We start from the raw sequence: 14,464 nt of genomic DNA on the forward strand, positions 1-14,464 counted from the left end.
TTTTTAACCTGAACGACGACGATTACGCGGTGCACCGCCGGAACGACGCGGACCATTGCCGGAGCGTGGACGGGTAAGGCGCTTAGGTGGCGGCAGTTCGCTCAACAGCGCGTCCGGATTGTATTTGCTCTGTGGAATAGAGTGACCGATGTAGGTCTCAATGGCCGGAAGATTCAGCGCATACTCTTCACACGCAAGGCTGATGGAGTGACCGCTTGCGCCGGCACGACCGGTACGACCGATACGGTGTACATAGTCTTCACAGTCATCTGGCAGGTCATAGTTAAAGACGTGCGTCACGGCTGGAATGTGCAGGCCACGGGCCGCCACGTCGGTCGCGACCAGAATATCAAGGTCGCCACGAGTAAATTCGTCGAGAATGCGCAGGCGTTTTTTCTGCGCCACGTCGCCGGTCAGCAGGCCCACACGGTGCCCATCTGCCGCCAGGTGACCCCAGATATCTTCACAGCGGTGTTTGGTGTTCGCGAAGATAATCGCGCGATCCGGCCACTCTTCTTCGATCAGGGTTTGCAGCAGGCGCATTTTCTCTTCATTAGAAGGATAGAAGAGCTCTTCTTTAATGCGGTGCCCGGTTTTCTGCTCCGGTTCCACTTCAACATATTCGGCATTGTTCATCTGCTCGAATGCGAGTTCACGTACGCGGTATGACAGGGTTGCGGAGAACAGCATGTTCAGACGCTGGTTTGCCGCAGGCATACGGCGGAACAGCCAGCGGATGTCTTTAATGAAGCCCAGATCGTACATGCGGTCTGCTTCATCCAGCACCACGACCTGGATTGCGCCGAGGTTGATATGGTTCTGTTTGGCGTAGTCGATAAGACGGCCGGTGGTCCCAATCAGGATATCGACGCCGCTTTCCAGCACTTTCAGCTGTTTATCGTAGCCGTCGCCGCCATAGGCCAGGCCAAGTTTCAGGCCGGTGGCTTGCGCCAGGGGCTCAGCGTCTGCGTGGATCTGTACCGCCAGTTCTCGCGTCGGGGCCATAATTAGCGCGCGCGGCTGGTTAACTTTGCGGTCTGCAATCGCCGGGTGAGAAAGTAAATAATGAAACGTTGACGTTAAAAACGCCATCGTTTTGCCAGTACCGGTTTGCGCCTGCCCTGCAACATCGCGACCGGCCAGCGTCAGCGGCAGGGCGAGAGCCTGAATGGGCGTGCAGTTATGAAACCCTTTAGTTTCAAGGGCTTCGATCACCTTTGGGTGCAGGGCGAAGTCGGAAAACTTCTGTTCTGTTAAATGTGTTTTGCTCATAGTGTGGTAGAATATCAGCTTACTATTGCTTTACGAAAGCGTATCCGGTGAAATAAAGTCAACCTTTAGTTGGTTAATGCGACATCAACACGTCGTTGGTGGAGACAAAACCAACGTACCAGGCTTATTCCTGTGGAGTTATATATGAGCGATAAAATTATTCACCTGACTGACGACAGTTTTGACACGGACGTACTTAAAGCTGACGGGCTGATCCTCGTTGATTTCTGGGCTGAATGGTGTGGTCCTTGCAAAATGATCGCTCCGATTCTGGATGAAATCGCTGACGAATATCAGGGCAAACTGACCGTTGCCAAGCTGAACATCGACCAGAACCCGGGCACCGCGCCAAAATACGGTATCCGTGGCATCCCGACCCTGCTGCTGTTCAAGAACGGTGACGTGGCGGCGACCAAAGTGGGCGCACTGTCCAAAGGTCAACTGAAAGAGTTCCTGGACGCTAACCTGGCGTAAGGTTTCTCAGCTGAGCGTCCAGAACGCCTAATTAACGGCGAGCTCTGGACGCCCGGCTTTAGTCGTGCTAAGTTAGCTATGACTACGTTTTAAACATATCTTGTTGTTTGAATCTTGTTTTACCCGATACTTCCCGTTGTTAACTTAAACAGTGCGTGAAGTTGCTAGATTCCGGGCTTGTCACTCAATCCGTCTTGTCGTTTCAGTTCTGCGTTCTTTCCCTGTGACCAGACAGCGAACAGACATGAGGTGATGGCCGCTAAACAGGCATGGATGACCCTGCCATACCATTCACAACATTAAGTTCGAGAATCACCCCGAGTTTAAGAACCCACACCATTATGAATCTTACCGAATTAAAGAATACGCCGGTTTCTGAGCTGATCACTCTCGGCGAAAATATGGGACTGGAAAACCAGGCTCGTATGCGCAAGCAGGACATCATTTTCGCCATCCTGAAGCAGCACGCTAAGAGTGGCGAAGATATCTTTGGCGACGGTGTGCTGGAGATACTGCAAGACGGATTTGGTTTCCTCCGCTCCGCAGACAGCTCCTACCTCGCCGGCCCTGACGACATCTACGTATCCCCTAGCCAAATCCGCCGTTTCAACCTCCGCACTGGTGACACCATTTCAGGTAAGATTCGTCCTCCAAAAGAGGGTGAACGCTACTTTGCGCTGTTGAAGGTTAACGAAGTTAACTACGACAAACCGGAAAACTCCCGCAATAAGATCCTGTTCGAGAACTTAACGCCGCTGCACGCTAACTCTCGTCTGCGCATGGAGCGTGGTAACGGGTCTACTGAAGACTTAACCGCTCGTGTGCTGGATCTGGCATCGCCAATTGGTCGTGGCCAGCGTGGTCTGATTGTGGCGCCGCCAAAAGCCGGTAAAACCATGCTGCTGCAAAACATCGCGCAGAGCATTGCTTACAACCATCCAGACTGTGTGCTGATGGTGCTGCTGATTGACGAACGTCCGGAAGAAGTGACCGAGATGCAGCGTCTGGTGAAAGGGGAAGTGGTTGCGTCTACCTTCGACGAGCCTGCTTCTCGCCACGTTCAGGTTGCGGAAATGGTCATCGAGAAGGCGAAACGCCTGGTTGAGCACAAGAAAGACGTGATCATCCTGCTCGACTCCATTACCCGTCTGGCGCGTGCCTACAACACCGTGGTGCCGGCTTCCGGTAAAGTACTGACCGGTGGTGTGGATGCTAACGCCCTGCATCGTCCGAAGCGTTTCTTCGGTGCGGCGCGTAACGTGGAAGAGGGCGGTAGCCTGACCATTATCGCGACGGCGCTGATCGATACCGGCTCCAAAATGGACGAAGTTATCTACGAAGAGTTTAAAGGTACAGGCAACATGGAACTGCACCTTTCTCGTAAAATCGCAGAAAAACGCGTCTTCCCGGCGATCGACTACAACCGTTCCGGTACCCGTAAAGAAGAGCTGCTTACCACTCAGGAAGAGCTTCAGAAAATGTGGATCCTGCGTAAAATCATCCATCCAATGGGCGAAATCGACGCAATGGAATTCCTCATTAACAAACTGGCGATGACCAAAACGAACGACGATTTCTTCGACATGATGAAACGCTCGTAACGCAAATAATCCCAGTAAACGCCACGTTTTTACGTGGCGTTTTTTATTTATGGACTATACGCTATTACCACACACTCCCAATTTAGACCTGTCGGTGCGACAATAAGAAGGTTTGCACAGTCAAAGAAATAATTGATTGAAAAACATACAAAGGGAGTTGTGATGAGCCATCTTTAATCCTTCTGAGGCAGAGGCTTCATGGTTATACTTCCGGGACTAACATTTGTTGAGAGCAATCCATTGTGAATCTACTCACTGCTGTAACTGAGCTGATCAGTATTTTTTTATTCACAACCTGTTTTTTGTTCATTGCGCGCAAGGTAGCAAAAAGAATTGGGTTAGTGGACAAACCGAACTTCCGTAAACGTCATCAGGGGCTTATTCCGCTGGTGGGCGGCATTTCGGTATACGCAGGCATCTGTTTCACATTCGGGATCGCGGATTACTATATCCCCCATGCCGCACTCTACCTGGCATGTGCCGGTGTGCTGGTACTGGTCGGCGCCCTTGATGATCGTTTTGATATCAGCGTGAAGTTCCGCGCGACGGTACAGGCGGCCATTGGCATCATTATGATGGTGGTAGGCGGCCTCTATCTCAGAAGCCTGGGCTACGTGTTTGGTCCCTGGGAGCTGGTGCTTGGGCCATTCGGCTTCTTCCTGACGCTGTTTGCCGTGTGGGCGGCTATCAACGCCTTTAATATGGTTGACGGTATAGACGGTCTGCTCGGTGGGCTGTCCTCTGTTTCGTTTGGCGCTATCGGCATCATCTTATGGTTTGACGGCCAGTACAGCCTGTCAATGTGGTGCTTTGCCATGATTGCCGCCATCCTGCCTTACATCTGCCTGAATCTGGGTGTGTTAGGGCGTCGCTATAAAGTCTTTATGGGCGATGCGGGCAGTACCCTGATTGGCTTTACGGTTATCTGGGTCTTGCTGGAGACCACGCAGGGTAAAACGCACCCTATCAGCCCGGTAACGGCTCTCTGGATTATCGCCATCCCGCTGATGGACATGGTCGCTATAATGTACCGCCGTCTGCGTAAAGGGATGAGCCCGTTTTCTCCCGATCGGCAGCATATTCATCACCTGATTATGCGCGCCGGCTTCACGTCTCGTCAGGCATTTGTGTTGATTACGCTTGCGGCTGCTATTCTGGCTGCGATTGGCGTTGCCGCGGAATACGCACATTTCATTCCTGAATGGGTAATGTTGGTATTATTCTTGCTAGCATTTTTCATGTACGGTTACTGCATCAAGCGTGCATGGAAAGTCGCGCGTTTTATTAAACGTTTAAAACGCAGGATGCGTCGGAACAGTGGCAAAAACACAACATTAACTAAGTAAAACCGGGACTATGATGACTCAACCGTTGGCGGGAGCGAAATCAGTGGGCACTGAGAACGAGCTGGATATTCGTGGTTTGTTTCGCGTGTTATGGCAAGGCAAACTGTGGATTGTGGGGATTGCCCTGGGGTTCGCGCTGTTAGCGCTTGCCTACACCTTCTTTGCAAAACAAGAGTGGAGCGCCACGGCGATCACAGACCGACCAACGGTGAATATGCTTGGAGGCTACTACTCCCAGCAGCAATTCCTGCGTAATCTTGATATCAAGGCCAATCTGGCGACCCCGGATCAGGCTTCGGTGATGGATGAATCCTACAAAGAGTTTGTGATGCAGCTGGCGTCGTGGGATACACGTCGCGATTTCTGGTCCCAGACGGACTACTACAAGCAGCGCATGGTCGGTAACAGCAAAGCGGATGCCGCGCTGCTGGATGACCTGATTAATAACATTCAGTTTATGCCTGGAGATGTGCTCCGTAACGTTAGCGACAGCGTGAAGCTGATTGCGGAAACGGCGCCGGACGCCAATAACCTGTTGCGTCAGTACGTTGCTTTTGCCAGCCAGCGCGCGGCCAGTCATCTGAATGACGAGCTGAAAGGCGCCTGGGCTGCGCGTACTATTCAGATGAAAGCGCAGGTCAAACGCCAGGAAGAGGTCGCTAAGGCCATCTTCGCCCGTCGCGTACATAATATTGAGCAGGCGCTGAAGATTGCGGAACAGCACAATATTTCCCGTAGCGAAACGGATGTTCCGGCTGACGAACTCCCGGATTCAGAAATGTTCCTTCTTGGTCGCCCAATGCTTCAGGCACGTCTGGAAAATATCCAGGCCGTTGGCCCTGACTTTGACCTTGATTACGACCAAAACCGCGCCATGCTCAATACGCTCAACGTCGGTCCAACGCTGGACCCGCGTTTTCAGACCTATCGTTATTTAAGAACGCCTGAAGAGCCTGTAAAACGCGATAGTCCGCGTCGCGCATTCCTGATGATCATGTGGGGGATTGTGGGCGCACTGACTGGCGCTGGCGTAGCGTTATTGCGTCGCCGCACAAACTAAGAACGCCGTCTACGATGAAGGCTGCGGCCTTCATCGTCTAATCGAAGAGAATCGATGTGAAAGTACTAACCGTATTTGGCACCAGGCCGGAGGCCATCAAGATGGCGCCTCTGGTTCATGCGCTGGCCAGAGATCCTGATATTGAAGCGAAAGTGTGCGTGACTGCCCAGCACCGTGAGATGCTCGATCAGGTCTTAACCCTCTTTTCTATCGTCCCGGATTACGATCTCAATATAATGAAACCGGGACAGGGACTGACGGAAATCACCTGCCGTATTCTGCAAGAATTAAAGCCTATTCTGGAGTCGTTCAAGCCGGATGTGGTGCTGGTGCACGGCGACACCACCACCACCGTGGCGACCAGCCTGGCCGCGTTCTATCAGCGTATCCCCGTTGGTCATATTGAAGCGGGTCTGCGTACCGGCAATCTCTATTCCCCGTGGCCGGAAGAGGCCAACCGTACGCTCACCGGTCACCTGGCGATGTACCATTTTGCGCCAACCGAGAACTCACGTCAGAACCTGCTGCGCGAAAATATCAGCGACAGCAAGATCTTCGTCACCGGCAATACGGTCATTGATGCGCTGATTTGGGTGCGTGACCGCGTGCTGGCTAACAGCGAGCTTCAGGCAGAACTTGCTGCGCGCTATCCGTTCCTGAACAACGGCAAGAAAACGATTCTGGTGACGGGCCACCGCCGCGAAAGCTTTGGCCGTGGCTTTGAGCAAATATGCCACGCGCTGGCTGAAATCGCCGCGCAGAACGAGGATGTGCAGATTGTCTATCCGGTGCACCTCAACCCGAACGTCAGCGAACCGGTCAACCGTATCTTGGGCCACGTGGAAAACGTGCTCCTGATCGAGCCGCAGGACTATTTGCCATTTGTCTGGCTGATGAACCACGCCTGGCTGATCCTGACCGATTCTGGCGGCATTCAGGAAGAGGCGCCCTCCCTCGGTAAGCCGGTACTGGTGATGCGTGAAACCACCGAACGCCCGGAAGCGGTTACTGCCGGTACCGTGCGTCTGGTGGGAACGGATCCGCGTCGTATTGTCGAAGAGGTCACGCGCTTACTGCATGACGATGAAGAGTATCAGGCGATGAGCCGGGCCCACAATCCGTACGGTGACGGGCAGGCTTGTGGTCGTATTTTGCACGCACTTAAACACAATCGGGTAACGCTATGAGTTTTTCTACCATCTCTGTTGTTGGTCTTGGCTATATCGGGCTGCCTACTGCGGCGGCCTTTGCCTCTCGTCAAAAGCAGGTCGTTGGCGTAGATATCAACGCGCACGCGGTGGAAACCATCAACCGTGGCGAAATTCATATCGTGGAGCCCGATCTCGATCGTGTGGTGAAAAAGGCGGTGGACGGTGGCTTCCTGCGCGCCAGCACCACGCCGGTAGAAGCCGATGCGTACCTGATTGCGGTTCCAACGCCCTTTAAAGGCGATCATGAGCCTGACATGGTTTACGTCGAGGCGGCGGCAAAATCCATTGCGCCTGTGCTGAAGAAAGGGGCGCTGGTTATCCTTGAGTCCACTTCACCTGTTGGGGCTACCGAGCAGATGGCGCAGTGGCTGGCCGAGGCGCGTCCCGATCTCAGCTTCCCGCAGCAGGCGGGCGACGAGGCCGATATCAATATCGCCTACTGTCCTGAGCGCGTACTGCCCGGCCAGGTGATGGTGGAACTGATTAAAAATGACCGCGTGATTGGCGGCATGACGCCAGTCTGCTCCGCGCGCGCCAGCGAGCTGTATAAAATTTTCCTTGAAGGCGAATGTGTGGTGACCAACTCCCGCACCGCCGAGATGTGCAAACTGACCGAAAATAGCTTCCGCGACGTTAACATCGCGTTTGCGAATGAACTGTCGTTGATTTGCGCCGATCAGGGGATTAACGTCTGGGAACTTATTCGCCTTGCTAACCGTCACCCCCGCGTGAACATCCTTCAGCCGGGGCCGGGCGTGGGTGGGCACTGCATCGCGGTCGATCCGTGGTTTATCGTGGCGCAGAACCCGGAACAGGCACGCCTGATTCGCACCGCACGCGAAGTAAACGACCACAAACCGCACTGGGTTATCAACCAGGTCAAAGCCACGGTCGCGGATTGCCTGGCCGACAGCGGCAAACGCGCCAGTGAGCTGAAAATTGCCTGCTTTGGTCTGGCATTCAAACCGAATATTGACGATCTGCGCGAAAGCCCGGCGATGGAAATTGCCGAAATGATCGCTGCCTGGCACAGCGGTGAAACGCTGGTGGTTGAGCCGAATATTCATGCGCTGCCGGCAAAACTTGCCGGTCACTGCACCCTTACCGCCCTGGATGACGCGCTGGCGACGGCGGATGTGCTGGTGCTGCTGGTGGATCACAATGCGTTCAAAGCGGTTTCCGGTGATGCCGTACGTCAGCAGTATGTTGTTGATACCAAAGGCGTGTGGCGTTGAGTATCCTCAACGGCGTGCTGGAGGCCCTTGAGTGGGAAAGCGCATTCTTTGCGCGTCCCTCAGCGATAGTGCGTCTGCGCGACAATGCCCCTGCGTTGCAGGAAGCAGACTTCAGCGCCTGGCAGCGCGTACAGGCTAAGATCCCGGCGGACCGCGCCGATCTGCTGGACGCCCTCCAGCAGCACGGATTCCGGCTGGTCGAGGGTGAGGTTGATCTCTCTGTTACCGTGGCTCTCCACGCCTCACCGGGCGCGGAAATTGCAACGGAGCAGGATATCCCCGCGCTGCGTAAGATGGCGGCGCTGGCCTTCGCTCAGAGCCGTTTCCGGGCGCCCTGGTATGCGCCCGATGACAGCGGCCGCTTTTATGCCCAGTGGATAGAGAATGCGGTCAAAGGCACGTTTGACCACGTCTGTCTGGTGTTCCGTACTGCCGGGGGGCAGATTCAGGGTTTTGTTTCGCTTCGCAGGCTCAACGAGCACGAGGCGCGCATCGGTTTGTTAGCCGGGCGCGGCATGGGCGAGAAACTCATGCAGGCGGCGCTGCACTGGGCGGAGCAACAACAGGTATCGACGCTGCGGGTCGCAACCCAGATGGGCAACACCGCTGCGCTTAAACGTTATATTGCGAGTGGTGCCAGCATCGACGCCACCGCCTACTGGTTATACAGGTGACAAGATGATTCCATTTAACGCGCCTCCCGTTGTGGGCACTGAACTTGATTACATGCAGTCTGCTATGGGCAGCGGCAAGCTCTGTGGCGATGGCGGTTTTACCCGCCGCTGCCAGCAGTGGATGGAGCAACGTTTTCACAGTGCCAAGGTACTGCTGACGCCGTCCTGTACCGCATCGCTTGAGATGGCGGCGCTGTTGCTGGATATCCAGCCCGGCGATGAAGTGATCATGCCGAGCTACACCTTCGTCTCCACGGCGAACGCGTTTGTCCTGCGCGGGGCGAAAATCGTGTTTGTGGATATCCGTCCGGATACTATGAACATCGACGAAACGCTGATTGAAGCGGCGGTCACCGATAAAACGCGGGCGATTGTGCCGGTGCATTACGCGGGCGTGGCCTGTGAGATGGACACCATCATGGCCATCGCTAAAAAGCACAACCTGTTTGTGGTGGAAGACGCCGCGCAGGGCGTGATGTCCACCTACAAAGGGCGCGCGCTGGGCACCATTGGTCATATCGGCTGCTTTAGCTTCCACGAAACCAAAAACTACACCGCAGGCGGCGAAGGCGGCGCGACGCTGATTAACGATCGTGCCCTGGTGGAGCGTGCGGAAGTGATCCGTGAAAAAGGGACCAACCGCAGCCAGTTCTTCCGCGGTCAGGTGGATAAGTACACCTGGCGCGATATCGGCTCAAGCTACCTGATGGCGGATTTGCAGGCCGCGTATCTCTGGGCGCAGCTGGAAGCGGCAGAGCGCATCAATCTGCAACGCCTCTCCCTGTGGCAAACCTACTACGACGCGCTGGAGCCGCTGGCAAAAGCCGGACGTATTGAACTGCCGACTATTCCGGCAGACTGCATCCACAACGCTCACATGTTCTACATCAAGCTGCGCGATAACGACGATCGCAGCAAGCTGATTGCCTGGCTGAAAGAGGCGGAAATTATGGCGGTATTCCACTATATTCCGCTGCACTCTAGCCCGGCTGGCGAAGCCTTCGGGATGTTTGCCGGTGAAGACCGCTACACCACCAAAGAGAGCGAACGTCTGCTCCGTCTGCCCCTGTTCTACAACCTCGCGCCGGTGAACCAGCGTACGGTGATCAATTCGCTTCTGAGTTATTTCGCCTGATATGTCTCTGGCAAAAGCGTCGGTGTGGACGGCAGCGTCCACGCTTGTAAAAATTGGCGCCGGGTTACTGGTCGTCAAGCTGCTGGCCGTCTCATTTGGTCCGTCAGGCGTTGGGCTGGCAGGGAACTTCCGCCAGCTGGTCACGGTGCTTGGCGTGCTGGCGGGAGCCGGGATATTCAATGGCGTCACCAAATACGTCGCGCAGCATCATGACGATGCCGAAAAGCTCCGCACGGTGGTGGGCACCTCCTCTGCTATGGTGCTGGGCTTCTCTACGTTGCTGGCCGTCGTCTTTTTGCTGGCGGCGGCACCCATCAGCCAGGGGCTGTTCGGACACACGCATTATCAGGGGCTGGTGCGCCTGGTGGCGCTCGTTCAGATGGGGATCGCCTGGGCAAACCTGCTGCTGGCGCTGATGAAAGGCTTCCGTGATGCCGCCGGGAATGCGCTGGCGCTGATCCTCGGCAGCATCATCGGCGTTATCGCCTACTACTTTTGCTATCGGCTGGGCGGCTATGAAGGCGCGCTGCTGGGGCTGGCGCTGGTGCCTGCGCTCGTTGTCATTCCGGCAGCGTTTATGCTGATGCGCAGAGGCAATGTCCCGCTGAATTACCTGAAACCGCAGTGGGACAAGATGCTGGCGGGGCAGCTAGGAAAGTTTACCCTGATGGCGCTCATCACTTCGGTAACGCTTCCCGTTGCCTACGTGATGATGCGAAACCTGCTGGCAGCGCATTACAGCTGGGATGAAGTGGGGATCTGGCAGGGCGTGAGCAGCATTTCAGATGCTTACCTCCAATTTATTACGGCTTCCTTTAGCGTCTATTTACTGCCAACCTTATCGCGCCTGACTTCCAGGCAGGATATTACCCGCGAGATTTTTCGCTCCCTGCGTTTTGTGTTGCCGGCGGTTGCGATCGCCAGCTTTACCGTCTGGTTACTGCGTGATTTCGCCATCTGGCTGCTGTTTTCGGCGAAGTTTACCGCCATGCGCGATCTGTTTGCCTGGCAACTGGTCGGCGATGTGTTGAAAGTGGGGGCATACGTTTTCGGCTATCTGGTGATTGCGAAGGCTTCGCTGCGGTTGTATATCCTGGCAGAGATCGGCCAGTTTGCGCTGCTGACGGCATTCTCTCACTGGCTGATCCCCACCCACGGTGCGCTGGGGGCGGCTCAGGCCTATATGGCAACTTATATCGTTTATTTCGCTGCCTGTTGCGGCGTATTTTTACTTTGGCGTAAACGCGCATGACTGCACTGATACACATACTGGGATCGGATATCCCGCATCATAACCAGACCGTTCTGCGGTTCTTCAACGATGAACTGGCATCCGGCACGCCCGATGCGCGCGAGTTTATGGTCGTTGGACGCGATAACGGCCTGAGCGCGGCGTGTCCGGCATTGCACATCACCTTCTGGCCAGACAAAGCGGCCCTGACCAAAGCCGTTGTCGCGAAAGCCAAAGCGGACCGAAGCCAGCGTTTCTTCTTCCACGGACAATTCAATACCGGGCTGTGGCTGGCGCTGTTAAGCGGCGGGATAAAACGTTCCCAGTTCAGCTGGCATATCTGGGGAGCGGATCTCTACGAAGTCTCCCACGGCTGGAAGTTCCGTCTTTTCTATCCGCTGCGTCGTCTGGCGCAGGCGCGCGTGGGCTGCGTTTTTGCTACCCGTGGCGACCTCAACTATTTTGCTAAACAGCACCCGAAGGTTCGCGGGGAACTGCTCTATTTTCCGACCCGTATGGATCCGGCACTGAATACCATGGCGAATGACGCGGTTCGTGAGGGCAAACTGACTATCCTGGTGGGAAATTCCGGCGATCGCAGTAACGAGCATGTCGCGGCGCTGCGGGCGGTGCATCAGCAGTTTGGCGATACGGTGAACGTGGTGGTGCCGATGGGCTATCCCGCCAATAACGACGCCTACATCGATGACGTTCGCCAGCAGGGGCTTGGGCTGTTTAGCGCGGAAAATCTGCACATTCTCAGCGATAAGCTGGAATTTGATGACTATCTCGCGCTGCTGCGAAAATGCGATCTGGGCTATTTCATCTTTGCCCGTCAGCAGGGGATTGGTACTCTGTGTCTGCTGATTCAGGCGGGCGTACCGTGCGTGCTCAACCGCGAAAACCCGTTCTGGCAGGACATGGCCGAACAGCATATTCCGGTGCTGTTTACCTCTGACACGCTTAATGTCGAGGTGGTACGGGAAGCGCAGCGTCAGCTCACGCTGGTGGATAAAAATAGCATCGACTTTTTCAGCCCGAACTATCTCACGCCGTGGCACCGCGCGCTGCGTATTGCTTCAGGAGACAACGCATGAGCCAGTTGCAATTTAGCGGCTTGCTGGTGGTCTGGCTGCTGAGCACGCTGTTTATCGCCACGCTCACCTGGTTTGAATTCCGGCGCGTACGTTTTAACTTCAACGTATTCTTCTCGCTGCTGTTTTTGCTGACCTTTTTCTTTGGCTTCCCGCTGACCAGCATCCTCGTGTTCCGCTTTGATGTTGGCGTCGCTCCGCCGGAAATCTTATTGCAGGCGCTGCTCTCTGCGACCTGCTTCTACGCGGTGTATTACGTCACCTATAAAACGCGCCTGCGCGCGGCGAAAGACACTACACCCCGTCGTCCGCTGTTTACCATGAACCGGGTAGAAACCCATCTGACGTGGGTTATGCTGATGACTATTGCCCTCGTCAGCGTGGCGATTTTCTTCATGCATAACGGCTTTTTACTGTTTAAGTTGCAGTCCTATAGCCAGATTTTCTCCGCCGAAGTCTCCGGCGTTGCGCTCAAGCGTTTCTTCTATTTCTTCATTCCGGCGATGCTGGTGGTCTTTTTCCTGCGTCAGGACAGCAAAGCCTGGCTGTTCTTCCTGGTCAGCACTGTCGCATTTGGCATTCTGACCTACATGATCGTCGGCGGCACCCGCGCCAACATCATTATCGCTTTCGCGATTTTCCTGTTTATCGGCATTATTCGCGGCTGGATCTCGCTGTGGATGCTGGCGGCGGCAGGCGTCTTTGGCATTGTGGGGATGTTCTGGCTGGCGCTGAAGCGCTACGGACTGAACGTGGCGGGCGACGAAGCGTTTTATACCTTCCTGTATCTGACGCGCGACACCTTCTCGCCGTGGGAAAACCTGGCATTGCTACTGCAAAACTACGACAAAATCGAATTCCAGGGGCTGGCGCCGATTGTTCGCGATTTCTATGTCTTTATACCGACGTGGCTGTGGCCTGACCGTCCCGGTATTGTCCTGAACACGGCGAACTACTTTACCTGGGAAGTGCTGAACAACCATTCGGGCCTGGCGATTTCCCCAACCCTGATTGGCTCGCTGGTAGTGATGGGCGGAACGTGGTTTATCCTGCCGGGCGCGATCGCGGTCGGGCTGATCATAAAATGGTTCGACTGGCTATATACGCTGGGTAACGAAGAGACCAACCGCTACAAAGCCGCTGTTTTGCACAGTTTCTGTTTCGGTGCCATTTTCAATATGATCGTTCTCGCGCGCGAGGGGCTGGATTCGTTCGTCTCACGCGTGGTGTTCTTTATGGTCGTTTTCGGTCTCTGTCTGCTGCTGGCAAAACTGCTGTACTGGTTGTTTGACAGTGCAGGGCTTGTGCACAGACGTGAGCCACAGGGCAGCACAACGCTGTCGCAAGTCTAGTAGGGATTATCATGACGGATACAACTTCAGCCCCGCGTTACGCGCTGCGTGGGCTACAGCTTATTGGCTGGCGTGACATGCAACACGCGCTGGATTTCCTGTTCGCGGACGGGCAGATGAAATCGGGCACGCTGGTGGCCATCAACGCAGAAAAAATGCTGGCGGTTGAAGATAATGCGGAAGTGAAAAGCCTGATTGAAGCCGCGGAGTTTAAATATGCCGACGGTATTAGCGTGGTGCGTTCAATTCGTAAAAAGTTTCCTGACGCTAATGTGTCTCGCGTGGCGGGTGCTGACCTTTGGGAGCGACTTATGGAACGCGCAGGCGCTGAAGGCACGCCGGTATTTTTGATTGGCGGCAAACCAGAGGTGCTGGCGCAGACCGAACAAAAGCTGCGTAGCCAGTGGAATGTTAACATCGTGGGCAGCCAGGATGGCTATTTCAGGCCGGAAGATCGCCAGGCGTTATATGAGCGCGTGCGCGACAGCGGGGCGAAAATTGTCACTGTCGCCATGGGGTCGCCGCGGCAGGAAATTCTGATGCGCGATTGCCGTCTGGTCAGCCCGGATGCGCTCTATATGGGCGTTGGCGGCACCTACGACGTCTTTACCGGCCACGTTAAGCGGGCGCCCAAAGTCTGGCAAAACCTGGGGCTGGAGTGGCTCTACCGCCTGCTCTCTCAACCGACGCGTATCAAACGACAGATTCGTCTGCTGCGCTACCTCGCCTGGCACTACACCGGGAAAATGTAATCAATATGCAGCGCGATCTGCTGTTCG

Annotated in this window: 13 protein-coding genes; 12 read left to right on the forward strand and 1 reads right to left on the reverse strand. The window is 55.1% G+C overall.

Translation table 11 applies throughout. From position 1 onward, the window contains the following. Positions 1-3 precede the first annotated feature (3 nt). Entirely contained in the window at positions 4-1,272 is a 1,269-nt protein-coding gene (gene rhlB / locus AC4OVU_RS23345; protein WP_006812393.1) for an ATP-dependent RNA helicase RhlB, read from the reverse strand. A 144-nt stretch (positions 1,273-1,416) separates the two neighbouring features. On the opposite strand from rhlB, the gene trxA reads away from it, so the two are divergent. From trxA to wecG, 12 genes are all read left to right on the forward strand, one after another. Continuing rightward, complete coding sequence (trxA, locus tag AC4OVU_RS23350) at positions 1,417-1,746, forward strand: thioredoxin TrxA (RefSeq protein WP_006812392.1); 330 nt, start codon at positions 1,417-1,419, stop codon at positions 1,744-1,746. A gap of 341 nt (positions 1,747-2,087) precedes the next feature. Further along, positions 2,088-3,347 carry a transcription termination factor Rho gene (gene rho / locus AC4OVU_RS23355; protein ID WP_001054528.1) on the forward strand — a complete coding sequence of 420 codons (1,260 nt, stop codon included), beginning with the start codon at positions 2,088-2,090 and terminating at the stop codon, positions 3,345-3,347. Between the two features lie 242 nt (positions 3,348-3,589). Continuing rightward, positions 3,590-4,693, forward strand: coding sequence for a UDP-N-acetylglucosamine--undecaprenyl-phosphate N-acetylglucosaminephosphotransferase (wecA, locus tag AC4OVU_RS23360; protein WP_001050933.1), 1,104 nt, complete (start codon positions 3,590-3,592; stop codon positions 4,691-4,693). A 13-nt stretch (positions 4,694-4,706) separates the two neighbouring features. After that, positions 4,707-5,753 carry an ECA polysaccharide chain length modulation protein gene (gene wzzE, locus AC4OVU_RS23365; protein ID WP_017693953.1) on the forward strand — a complete coding sequence of 349 codons (1,047 nt, stop codon included), beginning with the start codon at positions 4,707-4,709 and terminating at the stop codon, positions 5,751-5,753. Between the two features lie 56 nt (positions 5,754-5,809). Continuing rightward, entirely contained in the window at positions 5,810-6,940 is a 1,131-nt protein-coding gene (gene wecB, locus AC4OVU_RS23370) for a non-hydrolyzing UDP-N-acetylglucosamine 2-epimerase (protein ID WP_006812390.1), read from the forward strand. Beyond that, positions 6,937-8,199, forward strand: a complete 1,263-nt coding sequence (gene wecC, locus AC4OVU_RS23375) for a UDP-N-acetyl-D-mannosamine dehydrogenase (RefSeq protein ID WP_033486961.1) — start codon at positions 6,937-6,939, stop codon at positions 8,197-8,199. The genes wecB and wecC overlap by 4 nt, the downstream gene beginning before the upstream one ends. Continuing rightward, positions 8,196-8,873 carry a dTDP-4-amino-4,6-dideoxy-D-galactose acyltransferase gene (gene rffC, locus AC4OVU_RS23380; protein WP_032620667.1) on the forward strand — a complete coding sequence of 226 codons (678 nt, stop codon included), beginning with the start codon at positions 8,196-8,198 and terminating at the stop codon, positions 8,871-8,873. Before wecC ends, rffC begins: the two co-directional genes overlap by 4 nt. Before the next feature lie 4 nt (positions 8,874-8,877). Beyond that, positions 8,878-10,008, forward strand: coding sequence for a dTDP-4-amino-4,6-dideoxygalactose transaminase (gene rffA / locus AC4OVU_RS23385; protein ID WP_015570019.1), 1,131 nt, complete (start codon positions 8,878-8,880; stop codon positions 10,006-10,008). 1 nt (position 10,009) lies between these two features. After that, entirely contained in the window at positions 10,010-11,260 is a 1,251-nt protein-coding gene (wzxE, locus tag AC4OVU_RS23390; RefSeq protein WP_017383597.1) for a lipid III flippase WzxE, read from the forward strand. Next, positions 11,257-12,336 (forward strand): TDP-N-acetylfucosamine:lipid II N-acetylfucosaminyltransferase, encoded by a 1,080-nt coding sequence (locus AC4OVU_RS23395; protein ID WP_110293032.1) that lies wholly within the window; start codon positions 11,257-11,259, stop codon positions 12,334-12,336. The genes wzxE and AC4OVU_RS23395 overlap by 4 nt, the downstream gene beginning before the upstream one ends. Continuing rightward, entirely contained in the window at positions 12,333-13,685 is a 1,353-nt protein-coding gene (gene wzyE, locus AC4OVU_RS23400) for an ECA oligosaccharide polymerase (RefSeq protein ID WP_017693948.1), read from the forward strand. The genes AC4OVU_RS23395 and wzyE overlap by 4 nt, the downstream gene beginning before the upstream one ends. Positions 13,686-13,696: 11 nt before the next feature. Then, on the forward strand, positions 13,697-14,437 hold the full coding sequence (gene wecG, locus AC4OVU_RS23405) for a lipopolysaccharide N-acetylmannosaminouronosyltransferase (RefSeq protein WP_015570015.1): 741 nt from the start codon (positions 13,697-13,699) through the stop codon (positions 14,435-14,437). The last annotated feature ends 27 nt before the right edge of the window (positions 14,438-14,464 follow it).

Source organism: Enterobacter sp. 6722112, from assembly GCF_058661685.1.

Coding starts and splice junctions, on each gene's coding strand:
- rhlB (WP_006812393.1), bottom strand. CDS start 1,272: ATGAGCAAAACACATTTAACAGAACAGAAGTTTTCCGACTTCGCCCTG.
- rffA (WP_015570019.1), top strand. CDS start 8,878: ATGATTCCATTTAACGCGCCTCCCGTTGTGGGCACTGAACTTGATTAC.
- wecG (WP_015570015.1), top strand. CDS start 13,697: ATGACGGATACAACTTCAGCCCCGCGTTACGCGCTGCGTGGGCTACAG.
- wzzE (WP_017693953.1), top strand. CDS start 4,707: ATGACTCAACCGTTGGCGGGAGCGAAATCAGTGGGCACTGAGAACGAG.
- AC4OVU_RS23395 (WP_110293032.1), top strand. CDS start 11,257: ATGACTGCACTGATACACATACTGGGATCGGATATCCCGCATCATAAC.
- trxA (WP_006812392.1), top strand. CDS start 1,417: ATGAGCGATAAAATTATTCACCTGACTGACGACAGTTTTGACACGGAC.
- rho (WP_001054528.1), top strand. CDS start 2,088: ATGAATCTTACCGAATTAAAGAATACGCCGGTTTCTGAGCTGATCACT.
- wzyE (WP_017693948.1), top strand. CDS start 12,333: ATGAGCCAGTTGCAATTTAGCGGCTTGCTGGTGGTCTGGCTGCTGAGC.
- wecC (WP_033486961.1), top strand. CDS start 6,937: ATGAGTTTTTCTACCATCTCTGTTGTTGGTCTTGGCTATATCGGGCTG.
- wzxE (WP_017383597.1), top strand. CDS start 10,010: ATGTCTCTGGCAAAAGCGTCGGTGTGGACGGCAGCGTCCACGCTTGTA.